General features: G+C 69.4%; 16 protein-coding genes and 1 pseudogene. 9 read left to right on the top strand and 8 right to left on the bottom strand.

What is annotated here, in order from left to right:
* Positions 1 to 70: 70 nt before the first annotated feature.
* The 5 genes from acs (at position 71) to ACGFSB_RS10380 (ending at position 5590) form a co-directional block, all read left to right on the top strand.
* Complete coding sequence (gene acs / locus ACGFSB_RS10400; protein ID WP_393396761.1) at positions 71 to 2044, top strand: acetate--CoA ligase; 1974 nt, start codon at positions 71 to 73, stop codon at positions 2042 to 2044.
* Positions 2045 to 2272: 228 nt separating this feature from the next.
* Complete coding sequence (nhaA, locus tag ACGFSB_RS10395; RefSeq protein WP_393396759.1) at positions 2273 to 3688, top strand: Na+/H+ antiporter NhaA; 1416 nt, start codon at positions 2273 to 2275, stop codon at positions 3686 to 3688.
* Positions 3689 to 3808: 120 nt separating this feature from the next.
* Positions 3809 to 4318, top strand: coding sequence for a phage holin family protein (locus ACGFSB_RS10390; RefSeq protein WP_393396757.1), 510 nt, complete (start codon positions 3809 to 3811; stop codon positions 4316 to 4318).
* A complete protein-coding gene (locus ACGFSB_RS10385) occupies positions 4315 to 5262 on the top strand; it encodes an alpha/beta fold hydrolase (RefSeq protein ID WP_393396755.1) in 948 nt (315 codons plus the stop codon). Before ACGFSB_RS10390 ends, ACGFSB_RS10385 begins: the two co-directional genes overlap by 4 nt.
* A 139-nt stretch (positions 5263 to 5401) precedes the next feature.
* The gene (locus ACGFSB_RS10380) at positions 5402 to 5590 is read left to right on the top strand and encodes a hypothetical protein (protein WP_393396753.1); all 189 of its coding nucleotides are present in this window, start codon (positions 5402 to 5404) and stop codon (positions 5588 to 5590) included.
* Positions 5591 to 5638: 48 nt separating this feature from the next.
* On the opposite strand, the gene ACGFSB_RS10375 is transcribed toward ACGFSB_RS10380, so the two are convergent.
* From ACGFSB_RS10375 to nth, 3 genes are read right to left on the bottom strand one after another with little or no spacing between them, the layout of a single operon-like run.
* On the bottom strand, positions 5639 to 6841 hold the full coding sequence (locus ACGFSB_RS10375; RefSeq protein ID WP_393396751.1) for a MarP family serine protease: 1203 nt from the start codon (positions 6839 to 6841) through the stop codon (positions 5639 to 5641).
* A gap of 50 nt (positions 6842 to 6891) precedes the next feature.
* The gene (locus tag ACGFSB_RS10370) at positions 6892 to 7671 is read right to left on the bottom strand and encodes an NUDIX hydrolase (RefSeq protein ID WP_393396749.1); all 780 of its coding nucleotides are present in this window, start codon (positions 7669 to 7671) and stop codon (positions 6892 to 6894) included.
* Positions 7672 to 7726: 55 nt separating this feature from the next.
* A complete protein-coding gene (gene nth / locus ACGFSB_RS10365) occupies positions 7727 to 8809 on the bottom strand; it encodes an endonuclease III (protein WP_393396747.1) in 1083 nt (360 codons plus the stop codon).
* A gap of 311 nt (positions 8810 to 9120) precedes the next feature.
* Between nth and ACGFSB_RS10360 the strand changes: the two genes are divergently transcribed.
* Both ACGFSB_RS10360 and ACGFSB_RS10355 read left to right on the top strand, forming a co-directional pair.
* Positions 9121 to 9795 carry a Crp/Fnr family transcriptional regulator gene (locus ACGFSB_RS10360; RefSeq protein WP_161304336.1) on the top strand — a complete coding sequence of 225 codons (675 nt, stop codon included), beginning with the start codon at positions 9121 to 9123 and terminating at the stop codon, positions 9793 to 9795.
* Positions 9796 to 10279: 484 nt separating this feature from the next.
* Positions 10280 to 11123, top strand: a pseudogene (locus tag ACGFSB_RS10355) (nucleotidyltransferase domain-containing protein).
* Here ACGFSB_RS10355 and ACGFSB_RS10350 read toward each other — a convergent pair.
* The 4 genes from ACGFSB_RS10350 to ACGFSB_RS10335 form a co-directional block, all read right to left on the bottom strand.
* Positions 11120 to 11959 (bottom strand): MBL fold metallo-hydrolase, encoded by an 840-nt coding sequence (locus tag ACGFSB_RS10350; RefSeq protein WP_393396745.1) that lies wholly within the window; start codon positions 11957 to 11959, stop codon positions 11120 to 11122. The pseudogene ACGFSB_RS10355 and the gene ACGFSB_RS10350 sit on opposite strands and share 4 nt — an antisense overlap.
* A gap of 142 nt (positions 11960 to 12101) precedes the next feature.
* Positions 12102 to 12968 (bottom strand): NUDIX hydrolase, encoded by an 867-nt coding sequence (locus ACGFSB_RS10345; RefSeq protein WP_393396743.1) that lies wholly within the window; start codon positions 12966 to 12968, stop codon positions 12102 to 12104.
* Between the two features lie 156 nt (positions 12969 to 13124).
* Positions 13125 to 13595, bottom strand: coding sequence for a RidA family protein (locus ACGFSB_RS10340; protein ID WP_393396741.1), 471 nt, complete (start codon positions 13593 to 13595; stop codon positions 13125 to 13127).
* Positions 13592 to 13753: a DUF4177 domain-containing protein gene (locus ACGFSB_RS10335; RefSeq protein ID WP_019355547.1), complete on the bottom strand. Its 162-nt coding sequence runs from the start codon at positions 13751 to 13753 to the stop codon at positions 13592 to 13594. Before ACGFSB_RS10335 ends, ACGFSB_RS10340 begins: the two co-directional genes overlap by 4 nt.
* A gap of 82 nt (positions 13754 to 13835) precedes the next feature.
* Here ACGFSB_RS10335 and ACGFSB_RS10330 point away from each other — a divergent pair, with 82 nt between their 5' ends.
* The gene (locus ACGFSB_RS10330) at positions 13836 to 14816 is read left to right on the top strand and encodes an ArsA-related P-loop ATPase (protein ID WP_393396739.1); all 981 of its coding nucleotides are present in this window, start codon (positions 13836 to 13838) and stop codon (positions 14814 to 14816) included.
* Positions 14813 to 16201 carry an ArsA family ATPase gene (locus tag ACGFSB_RS10325; protein ID WP_393396737.1) on the top strand — a complete coding sequence of 463 codons (1389 nt, stop codon included), beginning with the start codon at positions 14813 to 14815 and terminating at the stop codon, positions 16199 to 16201. The genes ACGFSB_RS10330 and ACGFSB_RS10325 overlap by 4 nt, the downstream gene beginning before the upstream one ends.
* 93 nt (positions 16202 to 16294) lie before the next feature.
* Here the strand turns inward: ACGFSB_RS10325 and ACGFSB_RS10320 are convergent, their stop codons facing one another.
* On the bottom strand, positions 16295 to 16639 hold the full coding sequence (locus ACGFSB_RS10320) for a WhiB family transcriptional regulator (RefSeq protein WP_167828965.1): 345 nt from the start codon (positions 16637 to 16639) through the stop codon (positions 16295 to 16297).
* Positions 16640 to 16968: the final 329 nt, after the last annotated feature.

The following is a 16968-nucleotide window of genomic DNA, read 5'->3' as shown; positions in this document are numbered from 1 at the left end:
CGGCAGGCTCTTGTCACCAGGGGTGCGTGTCTGATGAGCTGAGGCTTTGGACACAACGGACACCCTGGGAATGGGAGATGTCGTGAGCAACGAAAGCCTGGCCAACCTTCTTAAAGAAGAGCGAAGGTTCGCGCCGCCGGCCGACCTGGCGGCCAACGCCAATGTCACCGCGGAGGCGTATGAACAGGCCAAGGCTGACAGGCTCGGCTTCTGGGCCGAGCAGGCCCGCCGGCTGACCTGGGCCACCGAACCGACCGAGACGCTCGACTGGTCGAACCCGCCGTTCGCGAAGTGGTTCGCCGACGGCAAGCTCAACGTCGCGTACAACTGCGTGGACCGTCATGTGGAAGCTGGTAACGGCGACCGCGTGGCGATCCACTTCGAGGGTGAGCCCGGCGACAGCCGGGCCATCACCTATGCCGAACTCAAAGACGAGGTGAGCCGGGCCGCCAACGCGCTGACCGAGCTCGGAGTCCGGCAGGGCGACCGCGTCGCCGTCTATCTGCCGATGATCCCCGAGGCCGTCGTGTCGATGCTGGCCTGTGCCCGCATCGGCGCCGCGCACTCCGTGGTCTTCGGCGGCTTCTCCGCCGACGCGATCGCCACGCGTGTGGCGGACGCCGACGCCAAGGTCGTCATCACCTCCGACGGCGGCTATCGCAGGGGCAAGCCCGCCGCCCTGAAGCCCGCCGTGGACGACGCGGTCGGGCGCGACGGCAGCTCCGTCGAGCATGTCCTCGTCGTACGCCGCACGGGCCAGGACGTGGCCTGGACCGAGGGCCGCGACCTGTGGTGGCACGAGGTCACCGAGCGCCAGTCCGCCGAGCACACGCCGGAGGCCTTCGACGCCGAGAACCCGCTCTTCATCCTCTACACGTCGGGCACGACGGGTAAGCCGAAGGGCATCCTCCACACCTCCGGCGGCTATCTGACGCAGGCCGCGTACACCCACCACGCCGTCTTCGACCTCAAGCCGGAGACCGACGTCTACTGGTGTACGGCCGACATCGGCTGGGTCACCGGGCACTCGTACATCACGTACGGCCCGCTGGCGAACGGCGCGACGCAGGTCATGTACGAGGGCACGCCCGACACCCCGCACCAGGGGCGCTTCTGGGAGATCGTCCAGAAGTACGGCGTGACCATCCTCTACACGGCGCCGACGGCGATTCGTACGTTCATGAAGTGGGGCGACGACATCCCCGCGAAGTTCGACCTCAGCAGCCTGCGGGTCCTCGGTTCGGTCGGTGAGCCGATCAACCCCGAGGCATGGATGTGGTACCGGAAGAACATCGGCGCCGACAAGTGCCCCATCGTGGACACCTGGTGGCAGACCGAGACCGGCGCGATGATGATCTCGCCGCTGCCGGGCGTGACCGAGACCAAGCCGGGCAGCGCCCAGCGCGCGCTGCCGGGCATCTCCGCGACCGTCGTCGACGACGAGGCGCGGGAAGTTCCGGACGGCGGTGGCGGCTACCTCGTCCTCACCGAGCCGTGGCCTTCGATGCTGCGCACCATCTGGCGTGACGACCAGCGCTTCCTCGACACGTACTGGTCGCGCTTCGAGGGCAAGTACTTCGCCGGTGACGGCGCCAAGAAGGACGACGACGGCGACATCTGGCTGCTCGGCCGCGTGGACGACGTGATGCTCGTATCCGGGCACAACATCTCCACCACCGAGGTCGAGTCGGCGCTCGTCTCGCACCCGGCGGTCGCCGAGGCCGCGGTCGTGGGCGCGGCGGACGAGACCACCGGGCAGGCCATCGTGGCCTTCGTGATCCTGCGGGGCACCGCGAACGCCGATGACGAGGGGCTCGTGGCGGACCTGCGGAACCACGTGGGCACGACGCTCGGGCCGATCGCCAAGCCGAAGCGGGTCCTGCCGGTGGCCGAGCTGCCGAAGACCAGGTCCGGGAAGATCATGCGGCGGCTCCTTCGGGATGTCGCCGAGAACCGCGAGCTGGGTGACGTCACCACGCTCACGGACTCCTCCGTGATGGATCTGATCCAGACGAAGCTGCCGACCGCGTCGAGCGAGGACTAGTCGGACCTGGACCAGAGACTGGGCCAGAGAGGGGCACCCGGCACCGCGCCGAGTGCCCCTCTTGCGCATAAAGTGACGATCGCCGGATATGCCCTGACGCACGTTAGGTAAGCTAAGGACCGCGTCAACAACATGACAATCAACAACGTGACAAGAAGTACCTAGGTGCGCCGGGAAGTCTGGTCGGCATGAGCTTTGCCCTGCCTACCCGACCGGAGGTCGACCCCCGTGGCCGCGCCCGCACCCAGCCCCAGCCCCAGCCCCAGCAACAACCGCAAGGTCCTCGGACGGCTCTCGCTGCCCGAGCGGAACTTCGTCGCCAACGCGCTGCGTGCCGAGACCGTCGGCGGTGTCCTCCTCCTCGTCGCCGCCGTCACCGCACTGATCTGGGCGAACACCGCCGGCGGATCGTATGAGTCCGTACGCGGCTTCCACCTGGGACCCGGGTCGCTCGGCCTCGACCTCTCCATCCAGCACTGGGCGGCCGACGGACTGCTCGCCGTCTTCTTCTTCGTCGCAGGCATCGAACTCAAGCGCGAGCTGGTCGCGGGCGATCTGAGCGACCCCAGGGCCGCCGCGCTGCCCGTCGTCGCCGCGCTCTGCGGCATGGCCGTACCGGCCCTCGTGTACGTCGTGGTCAACACCGTCGGCGGCGGTTCCACGGACGGCTGGGCGGTGCCGACCGCCACGGACATCGCCTTCGCGCTCGCCGTCCTCGCGGTCATCGGCACCTCGCTGCCGTCCGCCCTTCGCGCCTTCCTGCTCACGCTCGCCGTCGTCGACGACCTCTTCGCGATCCTGATCATCGCGGTCTTCTTTACGAACGACCTCAACTTCGCGGCCCTCGGCGGCGCGGTCGTCGGCCTCGCGGTCTTCTGGCTGCTGCTCCGCAAGGGCGTACGCGGCTGGTACGTCTACGTTCCGCTGGCCCTGGTCATCTGGGGCCTCATGTACAACAGCGGCATCCACTCCACCATCGCCGGAGTCGCGATGGGCCTGATGCTGCGCTGCACCCGCCGCGAGGACGAGGAGCACTCGCCGGGCGAGCACATCGAGCACCTCGTGCGCCCCCTCTCCGCGGGACTCGCCGTGCCGCTGTTCGCGCTGTTCAGCGCCGGTGTCGCGGTGTCGGGCGGCGCGCTCGGGGACGTATTCAGCAAGCCGGAGACGCTCGGTGTGGTGCTCGGTCTCGTGGTCGGCAAGGCGGTCGGCATCTTCGGCGGCACCTGGCTCGCGGCGCGTTTCACCAAGGCCGAGCTCAATGACGAGCTGGCCTGGCCGGACGTGTTCGCGGTCGCCTCGCTCGCCGGTATCGGCTTCACCGTCTCGCTCCTGATCGGCGAACTCGCCTTCACCGAGGACCCGCTGCTCACCAACGAGATCAAGGCCGCCGTCCTGATCGGCTCGCTCATCGCGGCGGTACTCTCCGGGATCCTGCTCAAGATGCGCAACGCCAAGTACCGCGCGATGTGCGAGGAGGAGGAGCGCGACGACGACCTCGACGGCATCCCCGACATCTACGAGCAGGACAAGCCGGAGTACCACCTGCGGATGGCCTCGATCTACGAAAAGAAGGCCGCCGAGCACCGCAGGCTTGCCGAAGTGTCGGCCGGGGCACGCGCCGATGACGACGGTCCGGCATGATCTGAGCAGACTTGACTCGACTTGACTGCGCAGACTGAGCTGAGCGGTCGTACCGGAACAGACGTATGTGAGCAGGCTTACGCAGGCTTACGGACAACTTACGGAGAAGGGGAGAACGCGATGAGCGCACCCGACGGGCCCGTCGGCACCGAACGCAGCCTCGGCCAGCTGGTCTCCACGGCGACCAGCGAGATGTCCGCGCTGGTGCACGACGAGATCGCGCTGGCCAAGGCCCAGCTGCGGCAGGACGTCAAGCGAGGTGCGATCGGCGGCGGCGCGTTCGCCGCGGCCGGGGCGGTGCTGATCTTCTCGCTGCCGATGCTGAGCTTCGCCCTCGCGTACGGCATCCGTACCTGGAGCGGCTGGAACATGGCGATCTGCTTCGTGCTCTCCTTCGCCGCGAACGTGCTGGTCGCCGGGTTGCTCGCGCTGATCGGCGTCGTCTTCGCGAAGAAGGCCAAGAAGGGCAAGGGCCCGCAGAAGGCCGCCGCTTCGGCCAAGGAGACGGCTGCCGTACTGGGGAACGTCAAGCCGCATCCGCGTGCGGTCAGCCCTGCGCTGCCCCACACGGGTGCCACCGTCGACCGTGTCGGTGAGAAGGCTGCGGCTGTGGCACGCTCGTCTTCATGACGGACCCCGCCCAGCCTGTCCCCCAGTCGGCCCAACCGACTTCGCTCGTACGCGTCGAAGGGCCCTGGACCCACCGGGATGTCGCCGCCAACGGCGCGCGCTTCCACATCGCCGAGATGGGCGACGGGCCGCTCGTGCTGCTCCTGCACGGCTTTCCGCAGTTCTGGTGGACCTGGCGGCACCAGCTGGTGGCGCTCGCCGACGCGGGCTTCCGTGCGGTCGCGATGGACCTGCGGGGGGTCGGCGGCAGCGACCGTACGCCGCGCGGCTACGACCCGGCGAACCTCGCGCTCGACATCACGGGTGTCGTGCGCTCGCTCGGTGAGCCGGACGCCGCGCTCGTCGGGCACGACCTGGGCGGGTATCTCGCGTGGACGGCGGCCGTGATGCGGCCCAAGCTGGTGCGCCGCCTCGCCGTCTCCTCGATGCCGCATCCGCGACGCTGGCGCTCGGCGATGCTGTCGGACCGCAAGCAGACCGCCGCGAGTTCGTACGTGTGGGGCTTCCAGCGACCGTGGATTCCGGAGCGTCAACTCGTCGCGGACGACGGGGCTCTGGTGGGGCGTCTGGTCCGGGACTGGTCGGGGCCGAGCCTGCCGGACGACGAGTCGGTGGAGACGTACCGCCGTGCCATGACGATCCCTTCGACGGCGCACTGCGCGATCGAGCCGTACCGCTGGATGGTGCGGTCGATGGCCCGTCCGGACGGCATCCAGTTCAACCGGCGCATGAAGCGGCCTGTGCGGGTTCCTACGCTGCATCTGCACGGCTCCCTGGACCCGGTGATGCGGACGCGGAGCGCGGCGGGCTCCGGCGAGTACGTCGAAGCGCCTTACCGGTGGCGGCTGTTCGACGGTCTCGGGCACTTTCCGCAGGAGGAGGACCCTGTCGCCTTCTCGACCGAGCTGGTGAACTGGTTGAAGGATCCTGAGCCTGATCGGTAGTCGCGCCGGCAGCCCGGCGGGCCCTTGAATCAGGGGCAGGGGAACGCCTGTCCTACGAACAGCCAATTGCCTCCCGCATAGGCCAATTGGGGCCCCTGGGCGCGGTTACCGACCTTGAGGCACGGGCACACGTCGGGGTATGGGCTGGACGCACGATTACAGTGACGCAGCACGCAACCGCCGCTCGGCCACAGCGCTGAACAGCCGTGAGAGGGGCGGTCCGCACGATCCGGGCCATGAAGGCCCTGCTCAAGGCATCGGCATTCCCCGCATCCTGCGCCGCAGGGCCCGCTGGGTCTCGGCGCGGCTACGGCATACGCGCGACTGATCCGCTCCCGGCCTTCCCGCGACTCCGCGGAGATCCGTCAGAAGGGCCCTAGAGCGCGCAGCCCTCGCTGTCGACCTCTTGGTTGGCGGTCCGGCCTGCCTCGATGTCCTTGCGGATCTCGTCGGCGGTGAGTGCGTAGCCGGTGTCCGGGTCGTCGAGCGACTTCGCGAAGACCACTCCGTAGACCTTGCCTTCGGGCGTGAGCAGCGGGCCGCCGGAGTTGCCCTGGCGGACGGTCGCGTAGAGCGAGTACACATCGCGGCGCACGGTGCCGCGGTGGTAGATGTCCGGGCCGTTGGCCGTGATGCGGCCTCGCACGCGCGCGGGGCGGACGTCGTACGGGCCGTTCTCCGGGAAGCCCGCGACGATCGCGTTGTCACCGCTCGCCGCGTCGTTCGAAGTGAACTGCAGCGGGGGCGCCTTCAGGGTCGGCACGTCCAGTACGGCGATGTCCCGCTCCCAGTCGTAGAGCACGACCTTCGCGTCGTACGCCTGGCCGTCTCCGCCTATCTGCACCTTCGGCTCGTCCACGCCACCGACCACGTGTGCGTTGGTCATCACGCGGCGGTCGGAGAAGACGAAGCCGGTGCCTTCGAGGACCTTGCCGCAGCCGCGTGCCTCGCCCTGCACCTTCACGATGGAGCGCTTGGCCTGCGTGGCGACCGCGCTCTTGGCGAGCCTGGGGTCGGGGGCCTGGACCTCGGTGATGGGCTCGTTCGAGAACGGGCTGAAGACCTGCGGGAAGCCGTTGCGCGCGAGGACCGACGAGAAGTCCGCGAACCAGGTGTCGGCCTGGTCGGGCAGTGTGCGCGAAACACCGAGCAGGATCTTGGAGTTACGTACTTCCTTGCCGACCGTCGGCAGCGTCGTCCCCGCGAGGGCGGAGCCGATCAGCCAGGCGACGAGGAACATCGCAAGGACGTTGACCAGGGCGCCGCCCGTGGCGTCCAGGGCACGCGCGGGCTGCCAGGTGATGTACCGGCGGAGCTTGTTGCCCAGGTGGGTGGTGAAGGCCTGGCCGATCGAGGCGCAGACGATCACGATGACCACGGCGACGACGGCGGCTGTCGTGCTGACCGCTCCCTCGTCGTCCGTGAGGGCGCCCCAGATGACGGGCAACAGGTAGACCGCGACGAGTCCGCCACCCAGGAAACCGATCACCGACAGGATGCCGACGACGAATCCCTGGCGGTAGCCGATGACCGCGAACCACACGGCGGCGACCACCAACAGGATGTCCAGCACGTTCACCGATTCAATCCTCGCCTCGCATTAGCGGTCGCCACGTCCCCGCAACCTTGTCATGCGCTCCAGTCGAGCGGCACCTGCCTGGTGCGGTCCCAGGGGCGCTCCCAGCCTGCGAAGTGCAGGATCCTGTCGATCACTCCCGCCGTAAAACCCCAGACCAGGGCGGATTCGACGAGGAAGGCCGGACCCTGGTGGCCTCTTGGATGAACCGTCGTCGCGCGGTTGTCAGGATCCGTGAGATCGGACACGGGAACCGTGAAGACGCGGGCCGTCTCGGCCGGATCGACGACGCCGACGGGGCTCGGCGAGCGCCACCAGCCGAGCACCGGGGTCACCACGAAGTCGCTCACCGGGATGAAGAGCTTGGGCAGCACGCCGAAGAGCTGGACGCCTCGGGGGTCGAGCCCGGTCTCCTCCTCGGCCTCGCGCAGGGCGGCGCGCAGGGGGCCGTCCGTCAGCGGATCGCCGTCCTCGGGGTCGAGGGAGCCGCCGGGGAAGGAGGGCTGGCCCGCGTGCGATCTGAGGGAGCCTGAGCGCTCCATGAGGAGCAGCTCGGGGCCGCGGGTGCCCTCTCCGAAGAGGACGAGCACGGCGGACTGGCGTCCCGCGCCGCTCTCCGGGGGCAGGAAGCGGCTGAGCTGGGTCGGTTCGACGATCTCCGCGGCGCGGACCACGGGGTCCAGCCAGGCGGGGAGGCCGTCCGTGCTGAGGCGCACGTGTCCGTTGGGGCTGCCTGCGCGGCTGGTGCTGCCGGGGCCCTGGAGGCCGTTCCCATCGCTCATGTGCGTATCGCTCGTATCGGTTGTCTCGCTCGTGTCGCTCGCGTGCGTCATCGGCACCCCCGTCCAACTGTGGACAACGCCTGTGGACCCCCGGTTGGTTCCTCGATCATGCCGCGCCCAGTGGGGGCGCCGCCTTCCCCGGATAGTCCGGCGGGGGCTTCAGGCGCTGGCCCGGCAGTCCCCCCATCTCGTACTTCAGGAGCTTCTTCGCCTTCTCCGGGTCGGTCTCGCCCTCCCCGTACGACGGGCAGATCTCGGCGATGGGGCAGGCGCCGCAGGCGGGCTTGCGGGAGTGGCAGATCCGGCGGCCGTGGAAGATCACGCGGTGCGAGAGCATCGTCCACTCGCTCTTCGGGAAGAGGTCGGCCACGACGGCTTCGACCTTCACCGGGTCGGTCTCCTCGGTCCACTTCCAGCGCCGGACGAGCCGCCCGAAGTGGGTGTCCACGGTGATGCCGGGGACTCCGAAGGCATTGCCGAGGACGACGAACGCGGTCTTGCGGCCTACGCCGGGCAGCTTGACCAGGTCCTCTATGCGGCCGGGGACCTCGCCTCCGTGGTTGTCCCGCAGGGCGGCGGCGAGTCCCATGATCGACTTCGTCTTCGCCCGGAAGAACCCGGTCGGCCTGATCAACTCCTCGACCTCTTCCGGGTTCGCGGCGGCGAGGTCCTCCGGGGTCGGATACGCGGCGAAGAGACGCGGGGTCGTCTGGTTCACCCGCAGGTCGGTGGTCTGCGCGGAGAGGACGGTGGCCACCAGGAGCTCGAAGGGGTTCTCGAAGTCCAACTCGGGGTGGGCGTACGAATACACCTCCGCGAGCTCTCGGTTGATACGGCGGGCGCGGCGGACCAGGGCGGTGTGGGACTCGGGTTTGGGCTTGGCTTTGGGAGCGGCCTCGGCTTTGGGCGGGGGCGCGGGCGCGGGCGCTTTCTTCACGGGAGGCTTCTTCGCTGCGGCCTGCTTCACGGCAGCCTTCTTCGTGGCCGTCTTCTTCGTGGCCGTCTTCTTCGTGGCAGCTGTCTTCGTGCCCGTCTTCGTGGCAGCCGTCTTCGAGGCCGTCTTCGTGGCAGCCGTCTTCGAGGCCGTCTTCGTGGCAGCCGTCTTCGAGGCCGTCTTCGTGGCAGCCGTCTTCGAGGCCGTAGCCTTCTTCCCGTACGTGGCTTCAGTCGCGGGAGTAGCCTTCTTCACCGGTGGCACCCTTGCCCCTTTTGTCGCATTCTCTGACTCGGTGGAAGTATGTTCGCCCACAGCGGAATCACGAGGGGCGGTCACCTTCCCAGACCCCTTGGCCTGTGCTCTCACCGGCTTTTTGGACACCCGGCCAGCCTAGAGCCCGACACTGACATCCGCCCTGGACCCTATGGATCGGCCCCCAATTGGCCCCCTCCCGCACAGCACGCCACGCCAGTGCGGCAGACTTGTGACTGATCACACTGTTTGGACCGTCCGGCAAAATGGGGAGCACGGTCCCCTGATGCAGGTCGACAAGGAGAGAACTCGTGGACGACGTTCTGCGGCGCGCCCCGCTCTTCGCGGCGCTCGATGACGAGCAGGCCGCGGAGCTCCGCGCCTCCATGAGTGAGGTGACGCTCGCGCGCGGGGATGCGCTTTTTCATGAGGGTGACCCCGGAGACCGCCTTTACGTGGTCACCGAGGGCAAGGTGAAGCTTCACCGGACCTCACCCGACGGCCGCGAGAACATGCTCGCGGTGCTCGGCCCCGGCGAGCTCATCGGTGAGCTCTCGCTGTTCGACCCGGGCCCGCGTACGGCTACGGCCTCCGCACTCACCGAGGTCAAGCTGCTCGGCCTCGGCCACGGCGACCTTCAGCCGTGGCTCAACGCGCGGCCCGAGGTGGCCTCGGCGCTGCTGCGTGCCGTCGCGCGGCGCCTGCGCAAGACCAATGACCAGATGTCGGATCTGGTCTTCTCCGACGTGCCCGGCCGTGTGGCCCGCGCTCTTCTCGACCTGTCGCGCCGCTTCGGTGTGCAGTCGGAAGAGGGGATTCACGTGGTGCACGACCTGACGCAGGAAGAGCTGGCCCAGCTGGTCGGCGCCTCCCGCGAGACCGTCAACAAGGCGCTCGCGGACTTCGCCGGGCGTGGGTGGCTGCGGCTCGAGGCTCGTGCGGTGATTCTGCTCGACGTGGAGCGGCTGGCCAAGCGGTCTCGTTGACACTTGGTCTTACGTGGATGGGGTTCCGCCTCTCTTGAGGCTGGGCCCCATTCGTGCTTCCGCACAGGCTTTCCCACCCACCCGATTACCCCGCAGCGTTGGGGGGTCGGGTGGGGGCGCTTGTCCGATTGCCCCGCAGTGGCTCGGGGTGGGTGGGGCGCTTGCCTGCCCCGCGGCACGGGGTGGGGTGGGGTGGGGTGGGGTGGGGTGGGCTTGCCCGGGGCGGCTGTCTGATTACCCCGCGGCGCAGGGCGGTGTGTGCTGCCCGATTGGCTCGCGGCACGGGGCGGGTGTGCGCCCGATTGCCCTGCCGTACTTGGCGGCGTGGACTGCCCGATCCCCCCCCCAATCCCCCGACACAGGGCGGCGTGAGCTGACCTCTTGGCCCGCCGCACGGGGTGGTTGTGCGCCCGATTGGTCCGTCGGGGCAGCGCTTGGGGGAAATTGGGCGCCGCCCGCCGCTCAGGCCCTGCACAGTTGGTGCATGGATGACCGTGGTCTGGATGCCCAGGGGTACATCGCGCGTGAAGGGGGCCTCGCCCTTGTGCGGGGTGAGTTCCGTGCCGTCGTCGCCCGCGCACGCGATCACGTGCTTGATGTCTTCGGGGCACGGCTCGACAGCGCGTACCTCTACGGCTCCGTCCCCCGCGGCACCGCCCGCCCCGGGCGCTCCGATCTCGATCTGCTGCTCGTCCTGCGCGAGGAGCCGGGGGACGACGACCGGGCCGATGCCGACGCGCTCGGTGTCGCGCTCGACAAGGAGTTCCCGCAGATCGACGGAGTCGGCACCCTCCTTGTCAGTCGGAAGCAGGTCCTGAGCGACCTGGAGACGTACGACCTGGGGTGGTTCGTCGCCTGTCTCTGTACGCCCCTTCTCGGCGAGCACCTCGCCGAGTATCTGCCCCGCTACCGGCCCGACAGCCTGCTGGCCCGCGAGACCAACGGCGACCTCGACCTCTTCCTGCCCCGCTGGCGGGAGCGGATCGCCACGGCCCACCACCGACGACGAACTGCGCGCCCTCAGCCGCGTCATCGCACGGCATCTCGTACGCACCGCGTTCACGCTCGTGATGCCGCGGTGGAACGGCTGGACCAGCGACCTCGCCACCATGGCCGAGGTGTTCCAGCTGTATTACCCCGACGCCCCAGACGCCCCTGACTCCCCCGGCCACCCGGCGCGGGCCGAGCAGGTGCGGGACGCCGTCCTCGTCTCGTACGACCCTGTCTCCGACCCGGCGGTCCTCGCCACGTACACCGAGGACCTCGGGCCGTGGCTGGCCGCCGAGTACACCGCCGCGCACGGCACGAAGGCACCCCGGACCGGCTAGAGGCCCGGGATCAGGCCGTGCTCCCGCAGATAGTCCAGCTGCGCCCGTACCGAGAGCTCCGCCGCCGGCCACAAGGAGCGGTCCACGTCCGCGTACACGTGGGCGACGACGTCCGAAGGCGCCGCATAGCCGTTCTCGACGGCCGTCTCGATCTGGGCGAGGCGGTTCGCGCGGTGCGCGAGGTAGAACTCGACGGCGCCCTGGGCGTCCTCCAGGACGGGTCCGTGGCCCGGCAGGACCGTGTGCACGCCGTCGTCGACGGTCAGGGACCTGAGATGCCGCAGGGAGTCCAGATAGTCCCCCAGGCGGCCGTCAGGGTGCGCCACGAGCGTCGTACCGCGGCCGAGGACCGTATCGCCCGTCAGGACCGCCTGATCGGCCGGGAGATGGAAGCACAGGGAGTCCGCCGTGTGGCCGGGGGTCCCCACGACCCGTAGCTCGATGCCGCCCGTCGTGATCACGTCACCCGCGCCGAGGCCCTCGTCGCCCAGACGCAGCGCGGGGTCGAGGGCCCGCACCTTGGTGCCGGTCAGCTCGGCGAAGCGCGCGGCGCCCTCCGCATGGTCCGGGTGGCCGTGGGTGAGGAGGGTGAGCGCGACCCGCTGCCCGGCCTTCTCCGCCGTGGCGATGACGTGCTGGAGATGGGCGTCGTCCAGAGGGCCCGGGTCGATGACGATCGCAAGCCCGGAGCCCGGTTCAGAGACGATCCAGGTGTTGGTCCCGTCCAGCGTCATGGCCGACGCGTTGGGCGCGAGGACGTTGACCGCGCGTGTGGTCGCGGGGCCGCTGAGGACTCCGCCCCGGGGCTGGCCGGGAAGGGCGGCGGCTTCGGTCATGCGGAGGTGACTCCCGTCCGGTTCGTGGCAGGTGTGGCGAGCGGGCCAGGCGTGGCGGACACAGCAGACACGCCAGACACGGCAGGCGTGGCAGGCGTGGCAGGCGTGGCAGGCGTGGCAGGCGTGGCAGGCGTGGCCATGGTCATGTGGAACCCCCCGTAGGGATGTGCTTCGTGAACTCGTCGTGTCCCGGCCAGGTCAGCACCAACTCGCCGCCCTCGAACCGCGCTTGGGCGAGCACCGGCGTCAGATCGCATTCCGGAGCGGCGGCCAGAGCGTCCGCGGCCGTTCCGTAGGGGCTCAGTTGGCGCAGGGTCGCGATCGTCGGGGGCATCATCAGGAGATCGCCCTTGTCGTACGCCGCCGTGGCCTCTCCGGGAGCGATCCACACCGTACGGTCGGCCTCCGTAGAGGCATTGCGGGTGCGCTGGCCCTCCGGGAGCACCGCCACGAAGAAGAACGTGTCGTACCGCTTCGGTTCGAACTCCGGAGTGATCCAGCGCGCCCAGGCGGCAAGAAGGTCACTACGGAGGACCAGCCCTCGGCGGTCCAGGAACTGAGCGAAGGAGAAGTCGCGGGCCACCAGCGCCTCGCGGTCCGCCTCCCAGTCGTCGCCCGTGGTGTCGCCGACGACGGTCGAGGGGGTCGGCCCGGCGAGCAGCACGCCGGCCTCCTCGTACGTCTCGCGGACAGCCGCGCACACGATCGCCTGGGCGCCCGGCTCGTCCACCCCGAGGCGCGCCGCCCACGTCGCCAGGGACGGGCCCGCCCAGCGCACGAGGTGGTCGTCGTCCCGCGGGTCCACGCCGCCGCCGGGATACGCGTACGCGCCTCCGGCGAAGGCCATGGAGGCGCGTCTGCGCAACATGTGTACGGCGGGGCCCGCCGGGGAGTCCCGAAGGAGCATGACCGTGGCCGCCCGGCGCGGAGTCGCGGGAGTCAGTTCGCCGCTGGTCAGCGCGCGGATACGGTCGGGCCACTCCGGGGGGTACCACTGCCCATTAGCCATGGGCGGAGGCTATCCCCTAGTGGGCTGATGTTCGAGAGGCAACTATCGGGTGCAAGAACGCGGCCGGTAGGGCTGGCTGTGCCGGTAGGGCTGGCTGTAGGGCATCCGATGTGGCACCCCGCAACACGGCGGCTACGCCCACTACGTCCACGCCCACTACGCCTCGGTGAGCTCCACCTGGACCTCGACCTCGACCGGTGCGTCCAGCGGCAGAACCGCCACGCCCACGGCGCTCCGGGCGTGCACGCCCTTGTCGCCGAGCACCTCGCCGAGGAGCTCGCTCGAGCCGTTGATCACGCCGGGCTGGCCCGTGAAGTCCGGGGCCGACGCCACAAAGCCGACGACCTTCACGACGCGTGCGATGCGGTCCAGGTCACCGACGATCGACTTCACCGCGGCGAGCGCGTTCAGGGCGCACGTGCGGGCCAGGTCCTTGGCCTCCTCCGCAGTCACCTCCGCGCCGACCTTGCCGGTCACCGGAAGCTTGCCCTCCACCATCGGGAGCTGGCCCGATGTGTAGACGTACACACCCGACTGCACGGCAGGCTGGTAGGCGGCGATCGGCGGCACGACCTCGGGCAGGGTCAGGCCGAGCTCGGCCAGCTTCGCCTCTACGACGCCACTCATGCCTGCTTCTCCCGCTTCAGGTAGGCCACGAGCTGCTCAGGGTTGTTCGGCCCGGGGACGACCTGGACGAGCTCCCAGCCGTCCTCGCCCCAGGTGTCCAGAATCTGCTTCGTGGCATGGACGAGCAGCGGCACGGTTGAGTATTCCCACTTGGTCATACGGCCGACTGTAGCCGTTGTGAGGCGCTGCTCACGGTGGCCTCCTGCTTAGTCCGGACAGCGACTGGTTAGGCTCGGAAGTGTGAGCAGGCTCCAGGTCGTCAGCGGCAAGGGCGGTACCGGCAAGACCACGGTGGCCGCCGCACTCGCGCTCGCCCTCGCGACGGAGGGCAAGCGCACCCTCCTCGTGGAGGTCGAGGGCAGACAGGGCATCGCGCAGCTCTTCGAGACCGAAGCGCTGCCGTACGAGGAGCGGAAGATCGCCGTCGCTCCCGGGGGCGGGGAGGTGTACGCCCTCGCCATCGACCCCGAACTCGCGCTGCTCGACTACCTCCAGATGTTCTACAAACTGGGGAGCGCGGGACGCGCGCTCAAGAAGCTCGGCGCCATCGACTTCGCCACCACCGTCGCGCCGGGCCTGCGGGACGTCCTCCTCACGGGCAAGGCCTGCGAAGCCGTACGCCGCAAGGACAAGCGCGGGCGTTACGCGTACGACTGCGTGGTGATGGACGCGCCGCCCACCGGGCGCATCACGCGCTTCCTGAACGTGAACGACGAGGTCGCGGGGCTCGCCAAGATCGGGCCCATACACAATCAGGCGCAGGCCGTGATGCGTGTCCTCAAGTCTTCGGAGACAGCGGTCCACTTGGTGACGCTCCTCGAAGAGATGCCCGTCCAGGAGACCGCCGACGGGATCGCGGAACTGCGTGCCGCCAAGCTCCCCGTGGGCCGCGTCATGGTGAACATGGTGCGCCCCGCGCTCCTCGACGAGGTCTCGCTGGAGGTCGGTCTCGAGCAGACGCCACGCACCGCCATCGCCAAGTCCCTGTCCGCCGCCGGGCTCGGCGGCGCCCGTCGGGGCGGGGTCGCCGAGCGCCTCGTCGACCCACTCCTCGAGCAGGCCACCGAGTACGCCGAGCGGCACGCCCTCGAGCGCTCCCAGCGGGCCGTTCTGGGCGGTCTCGGCCTCCCGCTGCACGAACTTCCCCTGCTGGCCGGGGGAATGGATCTGGCGGGGCTCTACGGCCTCGCGACGGAACTGCGGAAGCAAGGGATCGCATGACTTCGGACCGGACGCGTTCCTCGGATACGGCCCCGGCCCACCCTCTGGACCCGGCCCGCACGCTCGACGTGGACGCCCTGCTCGACGACCCGAAGACCCGCATCGTGGTGTGCTGCGGCTCCGGAGGCGTCGGCAAGACGACCACGGCTGCCGCCCTTGGCCTGCGCGCCGCCGAACGGGGCCGCAAGGTCGTCGTCCTCACCATCGACCCGGCCCGCAGGCTCGCGCAGTCCATGGGGATCGACTCGCTCGACAACGTGCCACGGCGCGTGAAGGCCGTGGACGGCGACGGCGAACTGCACGCCATGATGCTCGACATGAAGCGCACCTTCGACGAGATCGTCGAGGCGCACGCGGACAAGGAGCGGGCGAGTTCGATCCTCGGCAACCCCTTCTACCAGTCGCTTTCGGCAGGCTTCGCGGGCACGCAGGAGTACATGGCGATGGAGAAGCTGGGGCAGCTGCGCTCCCGCGACGAGTGGGATCTGATCGTCGTCGACACCCCGCCCTCGCGCTCGGCCCTCGACTTCCTGGACGCTCCGAAGAGGCTCGGTTCGTTCCTGGACGGGAAACTGATCCGTCTCCTGATGGCGCCGGCGAAGGTGGGCGGCCGGGCCGGGATGAAGTTCCTGAACGTCGGGATGTCGATGATGACGGGGGCTCTGGGCAAGCTGCTCGGCGGTCAACTGCTGCGTGACGTCCAGACCTTCGTGGCCGCGATGGACACCATGTTCGGCGGCTTTCGCACCCGCGCGGATGCCACCTACCGGCTGCTTCAAGCGCCGGGGACGGCGTTCCTCGTGGTGGCGTCGCCGGAGCGGGACGCGCTGCGTGAGGCGGCGTACTTCGTAGAGCGCCTGGCCGCCGACGACATGCCGCTCGCCGGTCTCGTACTGAACCGGGTGCACAGCAGTGGCGCCGCTCAGCTGTCGGCCGAGCGGGCGCTCGCCGCCGCGGAAAATCTTGATGAGAGCCGCATTGTGGATCAGGAGGACGGGAAGGTTGGAGTGCATAGCTCCCACGAGGCTCCCGGCAGCTCCCCCGAGGCGCCCGGTAGTTCCAAGACTCCCGCACCTTCGGAAGCACCCACAGACGCACCTTCTGAACTCCACGACCCGCAAACGCAGCCAAGCCCGCAGCCAAGCCCGCGCCCGGATCCGTCAGTGGCCCAGCTGACCGCAGGCCTGCTGCGGCTGCACGCGGAGCGGATGCAGCTGCTCGTGCGCGAGCAGCGCACGCGCGACCGCTTCACCGCGCTTCACCCCGAGGTGGCCGTGGCCGAAGTGACGGCGCTGCCGGGCGATGTGCACGACCTGGCTGGCCTTCGGGCCATCGGAGACCGGCTCGCGGCCGGTACTGATGGCGATCCGGCCGGAGTTGCCTGAGCAGCGAGAGCTGCCCCACTGCCACGCGGTCGACGGGGCTCTTCCCGCCGCCCGACGCGGCCGACGGGTGCTGTCCCAGGCGGCCGACGGGTGCTATCCCACTGCCGCGTAGCTCTCGTACGTCTCGTCGTCCTCCAAGTCCACGGGCAGCAGGCCCGCGCCACGCTCGTACTCGGAGCGCGCCGTCTCCAGCAGACGGCGCCACGAGGTGACGGTGGGACGCCTGCGCAGCAATGCGCGGCGCTCCCGCTCAGTCATGCCACCCCACACGCCGAACTCGACGCGGTTGTCCAGCGCATCGGCCAGGCACTCCGTGCGCACCGGGCAACCGGTGCACACCGCCTTGGCCCTGTTCTGCGCTGCTCCTTGAACGAACAGTTCATCTGGATCGGTAGTGCGGCAGGCCGCCTGCGCACTCCAGTCGGTTACCCAGCCCATACCGGCGCCGTCCTCTCCCGAATCGAGGCTCCCCCACGGCGGCAGCGGCATATTCACCGCCGCCAGTTGAGGACGTTACGGAAGGTGGGCACAGCGCAACACCCCCTTCGGGCCCAATCTTGAATGGCCCGAACGGACTATGCGTAAGCGGCAGATCACCCGACGGAGTGAGCTGGCGACATACGTGAGGAACCCGGCAAAGGCGGGCGCTTCGGCTGAGCCACAACGGGCATCGAATGCCGCATGAGGCGAATTCGGACACACTTTCCCTAGTCCCGTTCCGCATTCGGGATGACAGAGGGGTTGGCGCTGGGTCGGTGCCGGGTTGG

It is taken from the genome of Streptomyces sp. NPDC048441, assembly GCF_043200235.1.
Taxonomy (GTDB): domain Bacteria; phylum Actinomycetota; class Actinomycetes; order Streptomycetales; family Streptomycetaceae; genus Streptomyces.
This window is presented reverse-complemented; position numbering and strand designations above follow the sequence as displayed.